This window comes from Vibrio sp. JCM 18905 (assembly GCF_055393305.1).
In genome coordinates this window covers 793,636-812,805 of sequence record NZ_AP043880.1, presented here as the reverse complement: position 1 = coordinate 812,805, position 19,170 = coordinate 793,636, and the positions used below count along the sequence as shown (strand labels likewise).

Sequence of the window (19,170 nt, the reverse complement as noted above, 5' to 3'; positions counted from 1 at the left end):
TGCCGAAAATTATGCTTCTTCGCCGAACCAACAGATGTTACGTGCGGCCATAATTAGCTCACCTGCACGTTCTTCGGTCAGGCCTTCGATACCTTCTAAATCGTCAATACCTTGGTCAGCAAGATCTTCCAGTGTCGCTACACCTTTCGCTGCCAATTTAAATGCCATCTCACGCTCAAGACCTTCAAGTGCAAGCAGATCTTCAGCCGGTTCTAGACCTTCAAAAGACTCTTCTTGTGCTAGTGCGATCGTCGTTAGTGCATCTTTTGCACGTCCACGAAGCTCTTCGATTAGTTCTTCATTCAAACCATCGATTTCTAGTAGCTCGTTAACTGGCACGTATGCGATTTCTTCTAGCGTTGAGAAACCTTCTTCAACAAGAAGTTGAGCGAAGTCTTCTTCAATATCTAGGTACTTCATGAAGTTTTCAATAGATGCTTGTGATTCTTCAGCGTGTTTCTTCTGAAGATCAGCAACTGTCATAACATTCAGTTCCCAACCTGTTAGTTGAGATGCTAGACGCACGTTTTGACCATTACGACCGATAGCTTGCGCTAGGTTGTCAGCTTCAACTGCGATGTCCATTGAGTGTGCATCCTCATCAACGATGATAGAAGCAACATCAGCTGGCGCCATTGCGTTGATAACGAATTGAGCTGGGTTATCATCCCAAAGCACAATATCGATACGCTCACCACCAAGTTCGCCAGAAACAGCTTGTACACGTGCACCACGCATACCAACACACGCACCTACAGGGTCGATACGTTTGTCATTTGTTTTGACAGCGATCTTAGCGCGAGAACCAGGATCACGTGCCGCGCCTTTCAACTCGATAATATCTTCAGCGATTTCAGGCACTTCAACACGGAATAGTTCTGCCAGCATTTCAGGCTTAGAACGAGTGATGAACAGTTGGAAACCACGTGCTTCTGGCGCGACTTTGTAAAGAAGACCACGAACGCGGTCGCCTGGACGGAAGTTTTCACGAGGAAGTTGGTCATCACGTAGGATTACCGCTTCAGCGTTGTTACCAAGGTCAAGTACGATTGTGTCGCGGTTTACTTTTTTCACAACGCCAGTGATTAGATCACCTTCATTGTCGATGAACTGCTCAACGATTTGTGCACGTTCAGCTTCACGAACTTTTTGTACGATAACTTGCTTAGCCGTTTGAGTCGTAATACGGTCAAACGTTACTGATTCGATTTCGTCTTCTACGTAGTCGCCAAGCTCGAGTGAGTCATCTTCGTACTGTGCTGCTTCTAGTGAGATCTCTTTTGTAGGGTTCTCAACATCATCAACAACTAACCAACGACGGTAAGTCACAAACTCACCAGTTTTACGGTCAATGGCAACACGTACGTCGATTTCGATTTCGTATTTTTTCTTTGTAGAAGTTGCTAGAGCAATCTCAAGAGCTTCAAAGATACGCTCACGAGGTACCGCTTTTTCGTTCGATACCGCTTCTGCTACCGCTAAAATTTCTTTACTCATTGTATTTAGCCTCTAAGCTTAAACTTTTTTAGGGAACTAAAATTTAGGGATCAGGTTAGCTTTGGAAATGTTACTTAGAGCAAACTCTTCTTGCTGACCGTCTACAGTAATTGTCACTGTTTCGCCATCAACGCCGTGGATAATACCTTTCCACTTACGACGGTTTGCTACAGCCATTTTCAATACGATGCTGACCTCGTGACCAATAAATTGCTCGTAATGTGCTGCTTTAAAAAGTGGTCTTTCTAAACCTGGAGAAGACACTTCTAGGCTGTAAGCAACAGAAATTGGATCTTCAACGTCTAAAACCGCACTAACTTGGTGGCTAACTTCTGCACAGTCGTCCACGTTAATACCATTTTCATGGTCAATGTAGATGCGTAACGTTGAGTGCACGCCTGCACGAATGAATTCTAATCCAACCAACTCATAGCCTGATGCCTCTACTGGTGCTTCAAGCATTTCAGTAAGTTGTCTTTCTAAACCAGTCATTTAACCACTCCAGAAACAAAAAAAGGGCTCAGAGCCCAATCAAAAAACCAAGCAGTCTCTGAGCTATTTCAAAAAGCTCAGATAACAAAAAACCCCGATAGTCGGGGTTTTATGCTGCTGGACCCTGATACGTTAAGAATAGCCAACAAATGCTTCTCTTAACTCGTAGTGTGGTTAGCACTACGCAAACTTGCCAATCTACGATTTCTTCTTAAAGAAAGAGATTGGTTGCGGGGGCCGGATTTGAACCGACGACCTTCGGGTTATGAGCCCGACGAGCTACCAAGCTGCTCCACCCCGCGTCCGACTTGCTGAGCATTATACTCGCAAACAAGTGATTTACAAGTTTGTAAATACATGGTGCCGAGAGAGGGACTCGAACCCTCACACCTAAGGCACTAGCACCTCATGCTAGCGTGTCTACCAATTTCACCATCTCGGCATCAAAACCTTACAGCTTATTGAGGAATTTCATCACCCGTAGGGGCTGGAACTTCACTCGCTGCATCCTTAACTTGTTCAACAACTGGTTGACCTAATGTTGGGTCTACCCATTGTGATTCAGTCTGGTGCGTAGACATACGACCAAGCAACAAGCTAACGATAAAGAATACGGTTGCTAAAATAGCAGTTGTTCGGGTTAAGAAATTACCTGAGCCGCCAGCACCAAACACTGTGTTTGAAGCACCAGCACCGAACGAGGCTCCCATATCTGCGCCTTTACCTTGTTGAATCAACACAAGGCCAATCACACCAAGCGCTGCCAACAGGTAAATCACAAGTAGAACTGAAAACATTTTTTCCACCTATGTTCCAAATTGTTGAGCCAGCGCCGTTCAAGAGAATAAATCATAATTGAACAAGGCTAGCGACCTCCTAACGGGAGGCGGAGCAATACTAGCGAAAGCCGGTAACGCTGACAAGGGAAAATTAGTAAAAAATCAATGCCAATGCGCTAAGCGCTCAAAAAAAGGGCAAAAGATGCCCTTTTCATACACTGCACACTTTAACGCAATGATTAACAACTTGCTTTTACAGCTTCGGCAATTTTCAATGCAGAGCTTTGAACTAGCTCGCCATCCTCACCTTCCACCATAACGCGAATCAAAGGCTCTGTGCCAGATTTACGCAGCAATACACGTCCTTTATCACCCAGCGTCGCTTCTACTTCGGCGACGGCGTTTAGTACTGCTTGAGCTTCAAGAGGATTACTTTCCCCTGCAAAGCGGACATTTTCTAGAACCTGAGGATACAACGTCATGCCTTGCGATAGCTCATGCAAAGACATATCGCTGCCAACTACAGAAGCAAGCACTTGCAGTGCTGCAACAATCGCATCGCCCGTGGTGACTTTATCTAATAAGATCACATGGCCTGAGTTTTCAGCACCAATTTTCCAGCCTTTTTCTAGCAGTTGTTCCATGACATAACGGTCACCAACAGCGGCACGAACGAATGGAATACCTAGCTGCTTTAAGCCATTTTCCATGCCCAAGTTAGTCATCAACGTACCAACTACACCACCCTTTAGCTCGCCACGACGAAGAGCATCACGAGCAATAATGTAAGCAATTTGGTCGCCATCGACTTTGTTGCCAAGGTGGTCGACCATAATGATACGGTCACCATCACCATCAAATGCTAAACCAAGGTGCGCTTGCTCTTCAACGACACGCTTTTGAAGCGCACGAACATCTGTTGCGCCCACTTCTTCATTAATGTTGATGCCGTTAGGCTCTACGCCCATTGCAATAACTTCTGCGCCAAGCTCTTTGAAGACATTTGGAGCAATGTGGTACGTTGCACCGTGCGCACAATCTACCACGATTTTAAAGTTTGCAAGACTCAATTCAGATGGGAAAGTACTCTTACAGAATTCGATGTAACGGCCTGCAGCGTCATTTAGACGAGTGGCTTTACCAAGTTCTGCAGACTCAACACATTCAATGTCTTTATCCAGCTCAGCTTCAATCGCCAACTCGATATCGTCAGGTAGCTTAGTACCTTCAGAAGAAAAGAATTTAATGCCGTTGTCGTAATATGGGTTATGCGATGCAGAAATCACAATCCCCGCCTCTGCGCGGAAAGTTTGAGTTAAATATGCCACTGCTGGGGTTGGCATTGGACCAGTAAATGTTGCTTTAAGTCCCGCTGCAGCAAGGCCTGCTTCTAATGCAGATTCGAGCATATAACCGGAGATACGCGTATCTTTACCTATAATAACTTTCTTTGTGCCTTGTTTTGCTAGTACACGACCAGCAGCCCAGCCAAGCTTAAGTACGAAGTCCGGAGTGATTGGGTATTGTCCTACTTTACCGCGCACACCGTCAGTACCAAAGTAACGTCTTTTATTCGACATAAACTTTCCTTTATTATTTTTAAATATTGTTTTTCGTCATCTCAACAACTTTCATTGCTTCGATTGTCTCTTCAAAGTCATGCACACGAATGATCTGCGCGCCTTTCATTGCTGCAATCGTAGCGCAAACGACACTCGCATTTGTACATTCAGCCGCAGGCTTATCCAACAATTTAAAAATCATTGATTTACGAGACATGCCAGCCAAAATTGGCAGGCCGAATTCATGAAACTTTTCAAGATGAACGAGCATATGATAATTGTGTTCTATCGTTTTGCCAAAGCCAAATCCAGGATCGAGAATCAGTTGAGATTTATCAATCCCTGCTGCTTCACATGCCGCGATACGTTCTTCTAGAAAGGCAGATACGTCGCTCATCACATCATCATAATGAGGTGCAACTTGCATGGTTCTAGGTTGACCTTTCATATGCATCAGACAAATTGGAAGCTTTGCTTCTGCTGCGACTTCGAGAGCACCAGGTTCTTGCAAAGATCGAATGTCATTGATCAAATCTGCACCAGCATCAATAGCTTGACGCATAACTTCCGCTTTACTGGTATCGACCGAAATCCACACATCGTACTTTTCACGAATGGCCTTGATTACTGGGACAACACGTCGAAGTTCTTCTTCTAAAGACACATCTGGCGCGCCAGGCCTTGTCGACTCCCCACCAACATCAACAATGCTTACACCAGCCTTTATCATTTTATCAACTTGAGCAAGGGCGAGTTCAATCGAGTTGTATTTACCACCATCCGAAAAGGAATCCGGAGTCACATTTAGAATGGCCATAACATGTGGACGGGAAAGATCTAAAGATTTGTTATTTGCTGTAATCATCATCATAAACACAAAAACCCCGAGATAACTCGGGGTTTATTATTATCAACACTCTTTATTCAGAGTCTTTCTTTTCAGGCGCTTCGCTAGAAGTCGCTTCTGGAGAGCTAGACTTTTCTGCATCTTTCGCAGCGTCCGTTGCTTCTTCTTTAACTTCTGGCTTTGCTTGAGGCTTCTCGCTGTCTTCAGGTTTGCTAGTTGAGTTATCACTCCAACCCGCAGGCTCACGAATTTCAGCTTTGCGCTCCATTAAATCATCAATTTGACGAGCATCAATGGTTTCATACTTCATCAGCGCATCTTTCATCGCATGCATGATATCCATGTTTTCTTGAAGAATCTTCTTCGCACGGTCATAGTTGCGGTCAATGATTTGACGAACTTCATCATCAATCAGCTTCGCCGTATCGTCAGATACATGCTTAGTCTGAGTCACGCTACGACCAAGGAACACCTCACCTTCATCTTCTGCATACAGTAGAGGACCAAGCTTTTCAGAGAAACCCCATTGAGTAACCATCTTACGAGCAATATCAGTTGCACGTTCAATATCGTTTGACGCGCCTGTTGAGACTTTATCAGCACCGTAGATGAGTTCTTCCGCTAGACGACCACCGTACAAGCTAGAGATCATAGACTCTAGATGCTGGCGAGACATGCTGACACGGTCTTGCTCCGGTAGGTACATAGTCACACCCAACGCGCGACCGCGTGGAATGATCGATACTTTGTACACTGGATCGTGCTCAGGTACTAAACGACCAACAATTGCGTGACCCGCTTCGTGATAAGCCGTTGACTCTTTTGTCTCTTCAGACATCACCATTGAACGGCGCTCGGCACCCATCATGATTTTGTCTTTCGCTAATTCGAATTCAACCATAGAAACGTTACGCTTGTTACCACGCGCAGCAAATAGTGCCGCTTCGTTGACTAGGTTTGCTAAATCAGCACCAGAGAAGCCTGGTGTACCACGAGCGATTAGAGAAGGCTCTACGTCACCTGCTAGAGGGACTTTACGCATGTGTACTTTTAGAATCTGCTCACGACCACGTACATCTGGCAATCCAACCACTACTTGGCGGTCAAAACGACCAGGACGTAGCAACGCTGGGTCAAGAACGTCTGGACGGTTAGTTGCAGCGATTACGATGATACCTTCGTTACCTTCGAAACCATCCATCTCTACTAGCATTTGGTTTAGTGTTTGCTCACGTTCATCGTGACCACCACCAACACCAGCACCACGCTGACGACCTACCGCATCGATTTCATCGATGAAGATAATACAAGGCGCTGCTTTCTTAGCTTGTTCGAACATGTCACGTACACGAGATGCACCGACACCCACGAACATTTCTACGAAATCTGAACCCGAGATGGTAAAAAACGGTACTTTCGCTTCACCAGCAATGGCTTTCGCTAAAAGCGTTTTACCAGTACCAGGAGGACCAACCATTAACACACCAGTAGGAATCTTACCGCCCAGTTTTTGGAAGCGGCTTGGATCACGCAAGTAGTCCACCAGCTCTTTCACGTCTTCTTTTGCTTCGTCACAACCAGCGACGTCAGCAAAAGTTGTCTTGATTTGTTCTTCGCTCATCATTCGAGCTTTGCTCTTACCAAAAGACATAGCGCCTTTACCGCCGCCGCCTTGCATTTGACGCATGAAGAAAATCCATACACCAATCAGTAAGATCATTGGGAACCAAGAAATGAAAATAGTACCAAGCAAGCTTTGCTCTTCTGGAGGCGTGCCCTGTACTTTCACGTTTTGGTTAATTAGGTCATCTAGAAGCTTTTGGTCATACACTGGCATGTAAGTGACCATTTTGGCACCGCCGCCACGACGAACAAAGCTAATTTCACCGTCTTTAAAAGTTGCTTCTTGAATCTGGCCTTGGCCAACTTCCTGTACAAACGTGGTGTAATCCACGGTTCTGCCATTGCTTTCTCCAGGGCCAAAGCTCTGGAATACCGACATCAATACGACGGCGATAACAAGCCACAGAATTAAATTTTTTGCCATGTCACTCAAGGTGTAAGCCTCTCGATAACTAATTGTAATTAAAGGTAGGGTACTACAGTTCATTCACTGTAGCTATAGTGTTAACACGCTCTCAAGAGAGCAAAATGGTTAACCTTTGTAACCAGTGGCTACAACAAAGACTTCTCGAGAGCGAGCTCGCGATGAGTCTGGTTTTCTAATTTTTACGGCTTTAAACATGTCTCGGACTTCTTTCACATACTGATCGAAGCCTTCCCCCTGGAAAACCTTTACGACAAAGCTACCATTAGGCGCTAGAACTTGTCGACACATATCTAAAGCCAATTCAACTAAATACATAGCACGAGGTTGGTCAACAGAGTTATTTCCCGCAATATTAGGTGCCATGTCAGACATTACTACGTCTACCATTGAAGGTTGGATTCTTTCTAGCAAAGCTTCCAATACTGCATCATCGCGAAAGTCGCCTTGTAAAAAGCTGACACCTGCAATCGGGTCCATAGGAAGCAAATCACACGCAATGATCTGACCACTGTCTCCTACTATCTTAGCAGCATATTGAGACCACCCGCCCGGTGCCGCACCCAAATCGACGACTGTCATCCCAGGCTTTAACAATTTATCTTTCGTTTGAATCTCATCGATCTTGAAATAAGCACGTGAGCGATAGCCTTTTTTACGAGCCTCATTCGCGTATTTATCATCAAAGTGTTCTTTCAACCAACGACCAGAACTAGCCGAATGTTTTTGTTTACTCATTTTAATCCCAACAAGGCGCAAATTGGAGCTATTGTTTTAATAAGCGCTACCTATTACTCAATAAATTATAGTCTTCAGCAATAGATGGCGTTAAAATAGCTTTTTTCAACCCTTATTTTAAAGAAAATTGGCCGCGTAATGAACCTAAGCACCAAACAAAAGCAGCACCTTAAAGGCCTAGCTCACAGTTTAAAACCTGTCGTGCTAATGGGCGCAAATGGACTTACAGAAGCCGTGCTAGCAGAAATTGAAATCGCTCTTAACCATCACGAACTGATCAAAGTAAAAGTTGCTTCAGAAGCTCGTGAAACAAAACAGCTAATCATCGACGCTATCGTACGTGAGACGGGCGCAGAAAAAGTTCAGACTATTGGTAAAGTGCTTGTGCTGTACCGCCAGTCTGAAGAGCGTAAAATCGAAATCCCTCGTAAGTAATTCTACTTACGTTGCTGAAGAAAAAAGGTCGCCATTGGCGACCTTTTTGCGTTTTATTGGAGTAACAGACTACTCTCAACGACTTAGATGTACTCTACTCGGTCGATTTCGAAGTCTTTCGCGCCACCCGGAGTTTGAATAGCAACCTCATCGCCTTCCATCTTACCGATCAAGCCACGAGCAATTGGTGAGCTTACTGAAATACGGCCAGCTTTAATGTCTGCTTCGTCATCACCAACAATTTGGTATGTTTTTTCTTCTTCGGTGTCGATGTCAATCAAGGTTACGGTTGAACCAAAAATAACTTTACCCGTGTTCTCCATCTTCGTTACATCAATTACTTGAGCAACTGACAGTTTGTATTCAATGTCACGGATTTGTGCTTCACAGATACCCTGCTCTTCTCGAGCGGCGTGATATTCTGCGTTCTCTTTTAAATCACCTAACTCTCGAGCTTCAGCGATTGCCTCTGAAATTTGAGGACGTAGTTTAAGTAGACGATCGAGTTCTGCACGTAGCTTTTGCTCGCCACGTAGTGTCATTGGAACTTTTTCCATTTTATAACCTCAAGCCCAAATGGGTCTTTGGACAAAAAAAAGCCCACCCTGCCATAGGGCTGGGTAGTGCGCTTAAAGATGTATTTCATTTAGTGTAAACAAACTCCCGGACGAAATCATCTTAATTCGAAAGGCTGTAAGACTATGCATTTTCGGCATAATGATATAAGTCACTTTTAGAACGATTCTAGAGTGCATCACTGTCGCAATTTGTTGAAAAACAACACTGTTCATTACACCAAAAACATCAAAAAAGATAAAAACTAATCAATGTCAGACGAATGTTATAGCCACAAAATATCATTTAAAACAAAAATTTAAATCAAAAGCCAGAACAATCGAACAGTGTTCATCGATACGATTTATATCATTTTACTAACTCATACGGAAACTTTAGCAGTAAAACATGTCCAGCGAGTTGTTAGATCAAAGGCTTACAAGGGCGAATTATACCGCTTACTGGCCAATTATAGACCAACAACTTGTGAGAGATTACCTCTCCCCCATACAACAATGATTATGGACAGCTAACTAGGACAAATAAGATGAAAAAGACTCTAATTGCTCTTTCTGTATCTGCAGCAGCTATGGCAACTGGCGTAAACGCAGCTGAACTTTACAACCAAGACGGCACTTCTCTAGAAATGGGCGGCCGTGCTGAAGCACGTCTATCTATGAAAGATGGCGACGCTCAAGACAAATCTCGCATCCGTCTAAACTTCCTTGGTAAACAAGAGATCAATGACAACCTATACGGTGTTGGTTTCTGGGAAGGTGAATTTGAGACTGCTCAAAACGGTACTGTAGACGGCGACGACAAGAGCGATCTAGAAACTCGTCTTGCTTACGCTGGTCTTGGTGGTGCTTACGGTGAGTTCGCATACGGTAAAACTGAAGGTGCACTAGGCGTTATCACTGACTTCACAGATATCATGGCTTACCACGGTAACTCTGCAGCAGACAAACTAGCTGTAGCAGACCGTACAGACAACATGATGGCTTACAAAGGTCAATTCGAAAACCTAAGTGTTAAAGCAAGCTACCGCTTCGCTGACCGTACAGAGCTAAAAGCAGACGGTACTCCTGCTGGTGAAAACGATCGCGTTGATCACTACTCAGACAACAAACAAGACGGCTACTCTCTATCTGCAATCTACGCAGTAGCAGACACAGGTCTTGAGCTAGGTGCTGGTTACGCAGACCAAGACGAAGCTAACGAATACATGCTAGCTGCATCTTACACTATGGGTGACCTATACTTCGCTGGTATCTTCACTGATGGTGAAAAAGCGAAAACTGAAGGTGACTACACTGGTTACGAACTAGCTGGTGCTTACACTCTAGGTCAAACAGTATTCACAACAACGTACAACAACGCAGAAACTAACAACGAAACTTCTGCTAACAACTTCGCTGTTGATGCATCTTACTACTTCAAGCCTAACTTCCGTGGTTACGTTTCATACAACTTCAACCTAATCGACTCTGGCGATAAACTAGGTAAAGTTGGTGGCAACACTACAGCATCTAAAGCTGATGCAGAAGACGAGCTAGCTCTAGGTCTACGTTACGACTTCTAATTCCGGTCTTTGACTAGAATATCGAATGCCCGCTTCAAGCGGGCATTTTTTATACTCCATTTTAAGCCGCGCGCCTTTCTCTCATGTCTCATTCCTGATGACATATAAAGCATTTCTTTAGTTACCTAGCATATTGAAAGGACTTGCGTATACTCAATCACATAACTCACCTTAGAAAGTATCATTATGCGTTTACGTTGGCCCTTGCTCATATTCTCTTCATTACTTTCTGCTTTTTCACAAGCGTACCCTCATCAAGAAGTGTTGCCGGAAGGCTCTCGCATCAGTTTAGTCGCGGAAAAACTCAGTGAGAATGCTGAACTTGACGGTGTTCATCCTACCGAACAATTATTCCCACCAGCCAGTACATTAAAAATCGTCACAGCATTAGCGGCGAAGTTAGAGCTGGGTGATAACTTCCGCTTTCGAACCAAGCTAGAAGCGTCGAGCTCAGACGCAGTGATTTACTTTGTCGGCGATCCAACGCTCCAAACCAACGATTTAAAATCACTTCTTGCCCTAGCCAAGAAAAATGGTTTAAAACGTATTGACGGTGACTTATGGCTCGATAACAGCGCATTCACTGGTTACAACCGTGCAGTGGGCTGGCCGTGGGATATCTTGGGAGTTTGCTACAGCGCTCCGGCATCGACCATCACACTCAATAACAACTGTGTGCAGGCTTCTATCTATACGCAAAAGGACGGTGGGACTCGAGTCTACGTACCTGATCATCAACCTATTCGTGTCACAAGTACCGTAGAAACAGTTTCTAAAACCATTAAGAAAAGTCGTCATTGTGACTTAGGTTTAGTTGCAAATCCCGATAACAACTACAAGCTAACAGGGTGCTTGGTTGAAAGAGACAAACCATTGCCACTGAAATTTGCGGTTCAAGATCCCGAACTTTATACCAGCCATAGATTGGCAGCTTTGCTTAAGCAGCTCAATATTGAGTTATCAGGAAAGATTCGGATCGGTTCGGCTCCGGAAAAACAGCGCAAGCTAATCGCCATGCACCAATCAGAGGCATTACCAGACATTTTGGAAGAGATGCTTAAAAACTCTGATAACTTGATTGCAGATACATTAACCAAAACACTTGGCGCTAAGTTTTTTGTTCAGTCAGGTAGCTTTGCCAACGGTACAGAGGCGATCAAGCAGATCATTTTCGCCAATACTGGTATTGATATTCGTAATGCGCGCCTAGAAGACGGCTCAGGACTTTCACGAAACAATCGTATCTCCGCCACCAAAATGGCGGAAATTCTTCGTTATATTTGGAAGCACGAAGACGAGCTTAAACTGATCGCCATCATGCCGAAGTCAGGTGAGTCAGGCACACTAAAGTACCGACAAAGTATGCGAAAGTTGCCAATTAAAGGACAATTGATCGCCAAAAGCGGCTCCCTCTACGGAACTTATAACATGGCCGGATATGGCTTGGATAAAAATGGTCAACCTAATACCGTTTTTGTTCAGTTTGTTTCAGACTACTTCCCAGAAAAAAGGGACGATAACACGCCTGTCATCGCCCCTATTACACATTTTGAGCAGCTTTTTTATAGTGATATTGTGAACTTTAGTCAGGCGATACCCAAGAAATAGTTCACCACATTAAAGTATATCCACATCCCTGAGATATCGACGATAGATGCAAGAACTGGACTCACCAATACGGCTGGGTCCAACTTGCAAGCTCGTGCAATAATTGGCAACAGCCCGCCCAATGTTGTAGAAATGGTGACTTGAATGAACAGCGCAACTGCTATTGCCAGTGCGATATCGGTAAGTTCAAAGCCCCCTGTTGATTGACCGGCACTAAATAACATAATGCGTCCAATCATCACGATAGCGATAGCTAACGCAATAAATAGAGCAACGCGGCTCTCTTTCCACAAAACTTCTAACCATTGGCGTTTTTTTAGCTCTCCAGTTGCAAGAGCACGAATCACCAAAGTTGCAGCTTGTGTTCCTGTATTACCACCAGCCGCAGCGATCACAGGCATGTACACCGCAAGCAAAACGAGCTGGCTAAGGGTGTCTTCATACTGAGCAATGATCAAACCCGACACAATCCCTAAAAGGGCCAGTGCAATGATCCACCCAATACGCTGCTTCACGTGCCCCAAAACACTAGTCGATAAATAACCATCAGGTGTATCAACTTCAGACATATGCAAGCCCAATTGGTGAGCATAATGACGTGCGCGTTTGTCATGGCCTGCTTGCTCAAGTTGAGCAATAAGACTATTCACATAACCGACAGAGCAATGCTGCAAAATACCTACCGCCTCATCGATCGGCATGATCGTAAGCAAATGGACTTGTTGCTCTTGCTCATACTGCAAAAATGCATTGCGAGCTGCACCAATTTCTACTTCAGAAAAGTTTGGTGTTGTTTCAATAAAAGTGTTGTTCATTACCGTCATGGCGAATCTCCCGATTGGCATTGGTAACGACCATCGACAAGGCACGCAAAGTCAATCTTGCATACTTAAAGTCACACAACAATTAAGATGCACAGAGAAAACCAATGCGGACGCACTGTCTATTCAGAATGTATGAAGGAAATAACGAGAAGAAAATTAGAAAAGATGCCTCACCACTTAGGTAAGGCGGAGATCGCCAATACCGAAGCGGGTTATTTCGCTCCCTTGCTCTTACTCACCCAACGACTGGGAGGATGGTCGGTATTGTTCATGTAAATCTCCGATATCGCTGCCATTATTGGCAGCGAGAGTATAGTAGCAAAGTTAAACATGTTTGGAAGTTTTACTTTGTCTTTTTCGCTAAATTTTTATACAAAAAAAGCGCCCATCAGGCGCTTTCATTTGCAGCGATTATTGATTACTGAATAGTAATACGTGCAAATTTACGTTTGCCTACTTGGAACACGTAAGTACCCGCTTGTGGAGCAAATTTGCTGTCCGCAATTTTTTCACCATCCATCTTCACAGCGCCCTGCTTAACCATACGCATCGCATCTGACGATGATGGGCATAAGCCAGCCTCTTTCAACAGATTGCTCACTGGGCGACCTGCATCAAAATCAAATTCTGGCATTTCATCAGGAATTTGGTTCTTCGCAAAACGGTTTACGAATTCTTGCTCTGCCGCATCCGCATCAGCTTCACTGTGGAAACGAGCAATAATTTCTTTTGCTAGCAATACTTTGATGTCACGAGGGTTTTTGCCTGCTTCTACATCAGCTTTGAATTGAGCAATCTCTTCCAGAGGACGGAAAGATAGCAGCTCGTAGTAGCTCCACATTAGGTCATCAGAAATAGACATGATTTTACCAAACATTTCGCTTGGCGCTTCGCTGATACCGATGTAGTTGTTTGCTGACTTAGACATCTTCTTCTCGCCATCAAGGCCCACGAGAAGAGGCATCATCAGTACAACCTGTGGTTTTTGACCGTGAGACTTTTGCAGTTCACGACCCATTAGCAGGTTGAACTTCTGGTCAGTACCACCAAGCTCAACGTCAGTTTCCATTGCTACTGAGTCCCAACCTTGTAGAAGTGGGTACATGAACTCATGAATAGCAATTGGCTGACCACCCGCGTAACGCTTTTTAAAGTCATCACGCTCTAGCATACGAGCAACGGTTTGGTTTGCAGCAAGACGAATCATACCTTCTGCACCAAGCTCAGATAACCACTCAGAGTTGAACTGAATCTTAGTTTTTGCAGGGTCTAGAATTTTGAATACCTGCTCTTTGTAAGTTTCTGCATTACGCAATACATCTTCGCGGCTTAGCGGTGGACGTGTTGTGTTTTTACCTGTTGGGTCACCAACCATTGCAGTGAAGTCACCAATTAGGAACGTCACCTCATGACCTAGCTCTTGGAACAAGCGAAGCTTATTGAAAATAACCGTATGACCTAGGTGAATATCTGGAGCCGTAGGATCCGCACCCAATTTAATACGTAGAGGACGGTCTTCTTTTAGTTTTGCGATAAGCTCTTCTTCTGGAATCAGCTCTTCAACACCGCGCTTAATCTCGGCTAGTGCAGCTTCAATGCTCGCCATTCTTGTTCACTCCCACAGATTTGGCAAAAATATAATAGCTGAACATATTACTTGAATAGCGATGCATTTTGAAACACGTTAGACTAGGTAGTTGTCAATTTTTCCGTTTAATTTAGCAATCAAGTACCTCATGCATTCGATTTTTGTCCGACTTCCACTCTTGCACAAAGTATTGATCGGTTTTTTTAGTGCGCTGATTATCTTCGCGCTCTTCTTTTTACCTGATCCGCAAGACCTAGACCCGCAGCAGAGCCGATTAAAAGTTGGTCAACATTATCCTGTGCCAGTTTCCCTAGAACTCAGTGCACTAAACAGTTCGTCTCCAGCGTCCCCCGCTGTACTGCGTTGGGAAACGTACAAAGTGAAAAATGGTGAGAGTGCCGCCATCTTGTTTAGTCGCGTGGGGCTTTCTGCCCGCCTATTGCATGAGCTTGTCTCATCAGACAAAGAAGTGGAAAAGCAATTAACCCGGCTTCGACCTGGCGATCGATTGCAATTCGGTTTTGATGAAAACAACGACTTAGTACAGTTAAGAAGAACATTAAGCGCATTCGAAACTTTTCGTATCACGTTAAAAGACGGCAAATACGTCTCAGAAGTCGATAAAAAAGAAGTCGACTTCCAGTACAACTACGCTGAAGCCACTATCAAATCAAACTTTTGGAATGCGGGAATCTCTTCAGGATTAAATGGCAACCAAATCATGGAACTGGCCGGCATATTTGGTTGGGACATCGACTTTGCTTTAGATATTCGTAAAAACGACAGCTTCCGAGTGCTTTACCAAGAGGAAGTGGTAGAAGGTGAAGTAATCGGTCGTGGAAAAATCATTGCTGCGATCTTTAAAAACCAAGGCGATACCTTCACCGCAATACTGGATCAGAAAAGTGGCAAGTATTACGACGAAAATGGACGAGCAATGAAAAAAGCGTTCTTGCGCGCGCCGTTGGATTTCCGTCGAGTTTCGTCTAACTTCAACCCACGCCGCTTACACCCTGTAACGGGACGCGTTCGTCCTCATAGAGGCACAGATTATGCTGCACCTGTGGGCACCCCGATTTGGGCGGCTGGCGATGGTGTCGTTCAAAAATCGTCTTACAACAAATTTAATGGTAACTACGTTTTCATTAAACATAGCAATACTTACATTACCAAGTACCTGCACTTAACTAAACGTACAGTACGAGCTGGTCAACGCGTTAAGCAAGGTCAAACCATTGGTACGCTTGGCGGAACAGGTCGTGTAACAGGCCCTCACTTGCACTATGAGTTCCTTGTGAATGGTGTCCACAAAAACCCGCGTACGGTGAATTTGCCACAGTCTAAATCCCTAACAGGCAAAGCAAGACAAACTTTCATGGCAAACGCAAAAATTAGCATGGACAAACTTGAGCGCTACAGCAAACTGTTAGCAATGAAGTAAATTGATGCATTGAAAAGGGCAGCGAAGCTGCCCTTTTTGTTTCTTCAATATCATCACGATGAAGCTTACTTTTCGGAGTGATGCTCTCTCCCGAGCATGAGCAAGCATGGTGTCAGAACCAGTGTTAGCAAAGTCGCAAACGCCAATCCACCCGCGACAGCCGTCGCAAGTTGAGACCACCATTGAGTGCTTGGCGCGCCAAATTCCACTTTTTGGTTAACTAAGTCGATGTTCATTTCTAGCACCATTGGCAATAAGCCTAGTATGGTGGTCACCGTCGTGAGTAAAACGGGTCTTAAACGCTGCACACCTGTACGCAAGATCGCCTCAGATTTCTCTAAGCCACGTTTACGAATCTGATTATAAGTATCGATTAATACGATGTTGTTATTCACAACAATACCTGCAAGCGCAATCACCCCTATTCCCGACATGATGATGCCAAATGGCTTTTGGAAAATAAGCAATCCAGCAAAGACCCCAACGGTAGAAAACAACACAGCACTGAGGATTAAGAAAGCTTGATAAAAGCTATTAAACTGCGTAATTAAAATCAGAGCCATCACACCAAGCGCGACAATAAAAGCATTTTGTAAGAATGCTGATGAGTTTTCCTGCTCTTCATTTTGACCCCGAATCTTATATTCAATGCCTTCCGGTAAGTCGAGCTGTTCCATTCCAGCGGCAATCTTCGGTAGCTCAAGAGCCAAATTGTAACCTTCCACCATATCCGCTTTAATATTGATAACTCGATGACCGTCGACCCGACGAATGGTGTCTTGCTTATGATCTGGTTTGATTTGAGCAAAATTCGTAATCGGTACCAGACCAGCTGCCGTTTTCACTCTCAGTTGGTCAAATCGACCAATATCGCGCTTATCTTGTGGATAGCGTACCAAAATATCGACTTCTTCATCCGCATCATCGGGCAAATAATCGCCTATTTTCAAACCGTTCGTAACAAACTGGACGGTATTCCCGACTAAGGTAGCATCCGCTGCAAAGCGAGAAGCGTCATCTCGCTGGATATCAATTTGCCAATCAATCCCTTCCTTATTAGTGGTATCACTCAAATTGGTCAGTGCAGGATTACCATCAGCCCAGTGTCGGACTTGTTTGGCCGCTTCATCTAACGCACTAACACTCAAGTTTCGTGATGACACTTCAATCACGAGATCATGCTCGACAGGCGGTCCTGCGTCCGGGAATTTATATTCAAGTTCAACACCATAAAAGCGATCTGTGGTCTCTTTTAGTTCCTCAATAATGGTTTTCACTTTGCGTCGATACTGCCAATCCACAGGAGTTATTTGAATCTGGCCAATCTCGTCCCCATTATCGCTCGACCCCGTGCGCGTGTAGACACTTTCAAACTCGTCATGACCGAGCATCACCTTCTCGATTTCGCGCATAACAACATCTTTTTCGTGAATAGACAGGTCACCATAAGAACGAACTTTAACGGTAAAAAAGGCAGGGTCCACTTCAGGGAAAAACTCTGCACCCAAGCCAGCTTTGTTGTAAGTGAAGCCGACACCTGCCGCTAGCAGTATCGCGCTGAGTAAGACTTTCCATGGATGACGAATCGCTACCGACAGAGTCTGGTAATAAAGCTTGGTAATGCCTGTCGCTTTTTCAAAGTTGCCGTTATGCAGCTCAACCATTTCTCGCTGAGCTTTCTGATTGACTACTTGAGGCTTGCCAATGATCCCACCGATGACAGGAACGAACAGTAGAGCCATCATCAGCGAAGCGGCCAAAGTAGCAATTAAAGTAAGTGGTAAGTACTTCATGAACTCACCAGTAATGTCTGGCCAGAAAAGTAACGGAGCAAACGCAGCCAATGTGGTTGCTGTGGATGCGGTAATAGGCCAGGCCATTCGCTTTGCTGCATCTCGATAGGCTTCTTTACGTGGCGTTCCTTCTTGCATGCGCCGATCTGCAAACTCTGTCACCACAATGGCACCATCCACCAACATGCCTACCGCCATAATTAAAGCAAACAGTACGACGATATTGACCGTCAGCCCAAATACCGATAACACCAACAACCCAGTCAAGAACGATCCTGGAATAGAAATCCCTACGAGAAGCGCGGTCCTAACCCCCAATATGGCAATAATGACGATAACTACGAGGATAATAGCGGATAAGATATTGTTTTGTAGATCACTGAGCATCAATTTGACATCGTCGGATTGATCCCAAGTGTATTTGACTTGCAAATTGTCCGGCCACTCGGCGCGCTTCTGACCCAGAGCCAGTACTTCTTTGACCAGCTCAACCGTTTCAATGATGTTTTCCCCTGCCCGTTTTTTTACGTCCAAAACGATGGCAGATTCACCATCTAAACGAGCAAAACTTTCAGGGTCGCGAAATGCACGTCGTACTGTCGCCACATCGCCAAAAGTGATCACCTCTTTGCCATTCACCTTGATCGGTAGTTCAAGCACATCTTTCAGTGAATCAAAAACCGATGGGACTTTTACCGAAAAGCGTCCATACCCAGTATCGACAAACCCCGCTGCCACAACCCGGTTATTCAAGGCGATTAAATTATAAATATCCGCTTGATCGAGACCGTAGCTTTCCATTAATAGTGGATCGACAACTATCTCCACGATGTCTTCGCGATCTCCTGCGATTTCAACCTCAAGAATCTGACGGAAACTTTCCAAACGATCACGTAACGTTCTAGCAATCTGAACAATGGTTCGCTCTGGTACGGTGCCATAGAGCACAACGGTCAAAACAGGCTCTTCAGATGCAAACGTGACTTCGTTTACCGTTGGCTCATCACTGTCCTCTGGCAATTTTGGCTTCGCAAGGTCAACGGCGTCTCGGACATCTGCCATCGCTTTATCAAGATCCACTCCAACACTAAATTCCAGCGTCACCGAAGCATGACCTTCTGATGCCACAGAGGTCATCTCTTTTACGCCTTCAATAGAGCGCAACTCTTGCTCTATTGGGCGAACTAATAAACGCTCGGCATCGACGGGAGAAATGCCTTGATGTCCAACGGAAACGTAGATAATAGGAATGGTAATATCAGGGCTCGATTCCTTGGGGATAGTGACGTAAGTAATGACACCGGCAATTAAGATCATCACCAATAATGTCAGCATAGTGCGAGCGCGAGATAACGCAGCATCAATCAGAGTGTACATAGGTG

General features: G+C 44.7%; 15 protein-coding genes and 2 tRNA genes. 4 read left to right on the top strand and 13 right to left on the bottom strand.

Annotation, left to right across the window (positions count from 1 at the left end; all coding sequences use genetic code 11):
- Window positions 1–9: 9 nt before the first annotated feature.
- The 9 genes from nusA to rlmE all read right to left on the bottom strand — a co-directional run bounded on the left by nusA (window position 10) and on the right by rlmE (window position 7,962).
- Window positions 10–1,497, bottom strand: a complete 1,488-nt coding sequence (nusA, locus tag ACZ5ZC_RS20470; protein WP_464932237.1) for a transcription termination factor NusA — start codon at window positions 1,495–1,497, stop codon at window positions 10–12.
- A gap of 36 nt (window positions 1,498–1,533) precedes the next feature.
- Window positions 1,534–1,989, bottom strand: coding sequence for a ribosome maturation factor RimP (gene rimP / locus ACZ5ZC_RS20465; RefSeq protein WP_054867133.1), 456 nt, complete (start codon window positions 1,987–1,989; stop codon window positions 1,534–1,536).
- Between the two features lie 225 nt (window positions 1,990–2,214).
- Window positions 2,215–2,291, bottom strand: a tRNA-Met gene (locus ACZ5ZC_RS20460).
- 56 nt (window positions 2,292–2,347) lie between these two features.
- Window positions 2,348–2,431 (bottom strand) — tRNA-Leu (locus ACZ5ZC_RS20455).
- A gap of 16 nt (window positions 2,432–2,447) precedes the next feature.
- On the bottom strand, window positions 2,448–2,786 hold the full coding sequence (gene secG, locus ACZ5ZC_RS20450) for a preprotein translocase subunit SecG (protein WP_258683728.1): 339 nt from the start codon (window positions 2,784–2,786) through the stop codon (window positions 2,448–2,450).
- 221 nt (window positions 2,787–3,007) lie between these two features.
- Window positions 3,008–4,348 carry a phosphoglucosamine mutase gene (gene glmM, locus ACZ5ZC_RS20445; RefSeq protein ID WP_005394663.1) on the bottom strand — a complete coding sequence of 447 codons (1,341 nt, stop codon included), beginning with the start codon at window positions 4,346–4,348 and terminating at the stop codon, window positions 3,008–3,010.
- A 19-nt stretch (window positions 4,349–4,367) separates the two neighbouring features.
- Window positions 4,368–5,198: a dihydropteroate synthase gene (folP, locus tag ACZ5ZC_RS20440; protein ID WP_054867204.1), complete on the bottom strand. Its 831-nt coding sequence runs from the start codon at window positions 5,196–5,198 to the stop codon at window positions 4,368–4,370.
- Window positions 5,199–5,250: 52 nt separating this feature from the next.
- Complete coding sequence (gene ftsH, locus ACZ5ZC_RS20435) at window positions 5,251–7,224, bottom strand: ATP-dependent zinc metalloprotease FtsH (protein WP_041852890.1); 1,974 nt, start codon at window positions 7,222–7,224, stop codon at window positions 5,251–5,253.
- A 108-nt stretch (window positions 7,225–7,332) separates the two neighbouring features.
- Window positions 7,333–7,962: a 23S rRNA (uridine(2552)-2'-O)-methyltransferase RlmE gene (rlmE, locus tag ACZ5ZC_RS20430; protein ID WP_005388985.1), complete on the bottom strand. Its 630-nt coding sequence runs from the start codon at window positions 7,960–7,962 to the stop codon at window positions 7,333–7,335.
- Between the two features lie 138 nt (window positions 7,963–8,100).
- Between rlmE and yhbY the strand changes: the two genes are divergently transcribed.
- A complete protein-coding gene (gene yhbY / locus ACZ5ZC_RS20425; RefSeq protein WP_054867132.1) occupies window positions 8,101–8,397 on the top strand; it encodes a ribosome assembly RNA-binding protein YhbY in 297 nt (98 codons plus the stop codon).
- A gap of 83 nt (window positions 8,398–8,480) precedes the next feature.
- Here yhbY and greA read toward each other — a convergent pair whose 3' ends face one another.
- The gene (gene greA / locus ACZ5ZC_RS20420) at window positions 8,481–8,954 is read right to left on the bottom strand and encodes a transcription elongation factor GreA (RefSeq protein ID WP_005380065.1); all 474 of its coding nucleotides are present in this window, start codon (window positions 8,952–8,954) and stop codon (window positions 8,481–8,483) included.
- A 545-nt stretch (window positions 8,955–9,499) separates the two neighbouring features.
- On the opposite strand from greA, the gene ACZ5ZC_RS20415 reads away from it, so the two are divergent.
- Entirely contained in the window at window positions 9,500–10,534 is a 1,035-nt protein-coding gene (locus ACZ5ZC_RS20415) for a porin (protein WP_054867131.1), read from the top strand.
- Between the two features lie 186 nt (window positions 10,535–10,720).
- Window positions 10,721–12,142, top strand: a complete 1,422-nt coding sequence (dacB, locus tag ACZ5ZC_RS20410) for a serine-type D-Ala-D-Ala carboxypeptidase (RefSeq protein WP_464932236.1) — start codon at window positions 10,721–10,723, stop codon at window positions 12,140–12,142.
- Here dacB and ACZ5ZC_RS20405 read toward each other — a convergent pair.
- Window positions 12,121–12,966 carry a magnesium transporter gene (locus tag ACZ5ZC_RS20405; RefSeq protein WP_192943656.1) on the bottom strand — a complete coding sequence of 282 codons (846 nt, stop codon included), beginning with the start codon at window positions 12,964–12,966 and terminating at the stop codon, window positions 12,121–12,123. The genes dacB and ACZ5ZC_RS20405 overlap by 22 nt on opposite strands.
- 418 nt (window positions 12,967–13,384) lie before the next feature.
- Complete coding sequence (tyrS, locus tag ACZ5ZC_RS20400; RefSeq protein ID WP_047008954.1) at window positions 13,385–14,572, bottom strand: tyrosine--tRNA ligase; 1,188 nt, start codon at window positions 14,570–14,572, stop codon at window positions 13,385–13,387.
- 130 nt (window positions 14,573–14,702) lie between these two features.
- On the opposite strand from tyrS, the gene ACZ5ZC_RS20395 reads away from it, so the two are divergent.
- The gene (locus ACZ5ZC_RS20395) at window positions 14,703–15,995 is read left to right on the top strand and encodes a peptidoglycan DD-metalloendopeptidase family protein (protein WP_046875053.1); all 1,293 of its coding nucleotides are present in this window, start codon (window positions 14,703–14,705) and stop codon (window positions 15,993–15,995) included.
- A gap of 65 nt (window positions 15,996–16,060) precedes the next feature.
- On the opposite strand, the gene vmeK is transcribed toward ACZ5ZC_RS20395, so the two are convergent.
- Window positions 16,061–19,165 carry a multidrug efflux RND transporter permease subunit VmeK gene (gene vmeK / locus ACZ5ZC_RS20390; RefSeq protein ID WP_395208617.1) on the bottom strand — a complete coding sequence of 1,035 codons (3,105 nt, stop codon included), beginning with the start codon at window positions 19,163–19,165 and terminating at the stop codon, window positions 16,061–16,063.
- Window positions 19,166–19,170: the final 5 nt, after the last annotated feature.

Coding starts and splice junctions, on each gene's coding strand:
- nusA (WP_464932237.1), bottom strand. CDS start 1,497: ATGAGTAAAGAAATTTTAGCGGTAGCAGAAGCGGTATCGAACGAAAAA.
- rimP (WP_054867133.1), bottom strand. CDS start 1,989: ATGACTGGTTTAGAAAGACAACTTACTGAAATGCTTGAAGCACCAGTA.
- secG (WP_258683728.1), bottom strand. CDS start 2,786: ATGTTTTCAGTTCTACTTGTGATTTACCTGTTGGCAGCGCTTGGTGTG.
- glmM (WP_005394663.1), bottom strand. CDS start 4,348: ATGTCGAATAAAAGACGTTACTTTGGTACTGACGGTGTGCGCGGTAAA.
- folP (WP_054867204.1), bottom strand. CDS start 5,198: ATGATGATTACAGCAAATAACAAATCTTTAGATCTTTCCCGTCCACAT.
- ftsH (WP_041852890.1), bottom strand. CDS start 7,224: ATGGCAAAAAATTTAATTCTGTGGCTTGTTATCGCCGTCGTATTGATG.
- rlmE (WP_005388985.1), bottom strand. CDS start 7,962: ATGAGTAAACAAAAACATTCGGCTAGTTCTGGTCGTTGGTTGAAAGAA.
- yhbY (WP_054867132.1), top strand. CDS start 8,101: ATGAACCTAAGCACCAAACAAAAGCAGCACCTTAAAGGCCTAGCTCAC.
- greA (WP_005380065.1), bottom strand. CDS start 8,954: ATGGAAAAAGTTCCAATGACACTACGTGGCGAGCAAAAGCTACGTGCA.
- ACZ5ZC_RS20415 (WP_054867131.1), top strand. CDS start 9,500: ATGAAAAAGACTCTAATTGCTCTTTCTGTATCTGCAGCAGCTATGGCA.
- dacB (WP_464932236.1), top strand. CDS start 10,721: ATGCGTTTACGTTGGCCCTTGCTCATATTCTCTTCATTACTTTCTGCT.
- ACZ5ZC_RS20405 (WP_192943656.1), bottom strand. CDS start 12,966: ATGACGGTAATGAACAACACTTTTATTGAAACAACACCAAACTTTTCT.
- tyrS (WP_047008954.1), bottom strand. CDS start 14,572: ATGGCGAGCATTGAAGCTGCACTAGCCGAGATTAAGCGCGGTGTTGAA.
- ACZ5ZC_RS20395 (WP_046875053.1), top strand. CDS start 14,703: ATGCATTCGATTTTTGTCCGACTTCCACTCTTGCACAAAGTATTGATC.
- vmeK (WP_395208617.1), bottom strand. CDS start 19,165: ATGTACACTCTGATTGATGCTGCGTTATCTCGCGCTCGCACTATGCTG.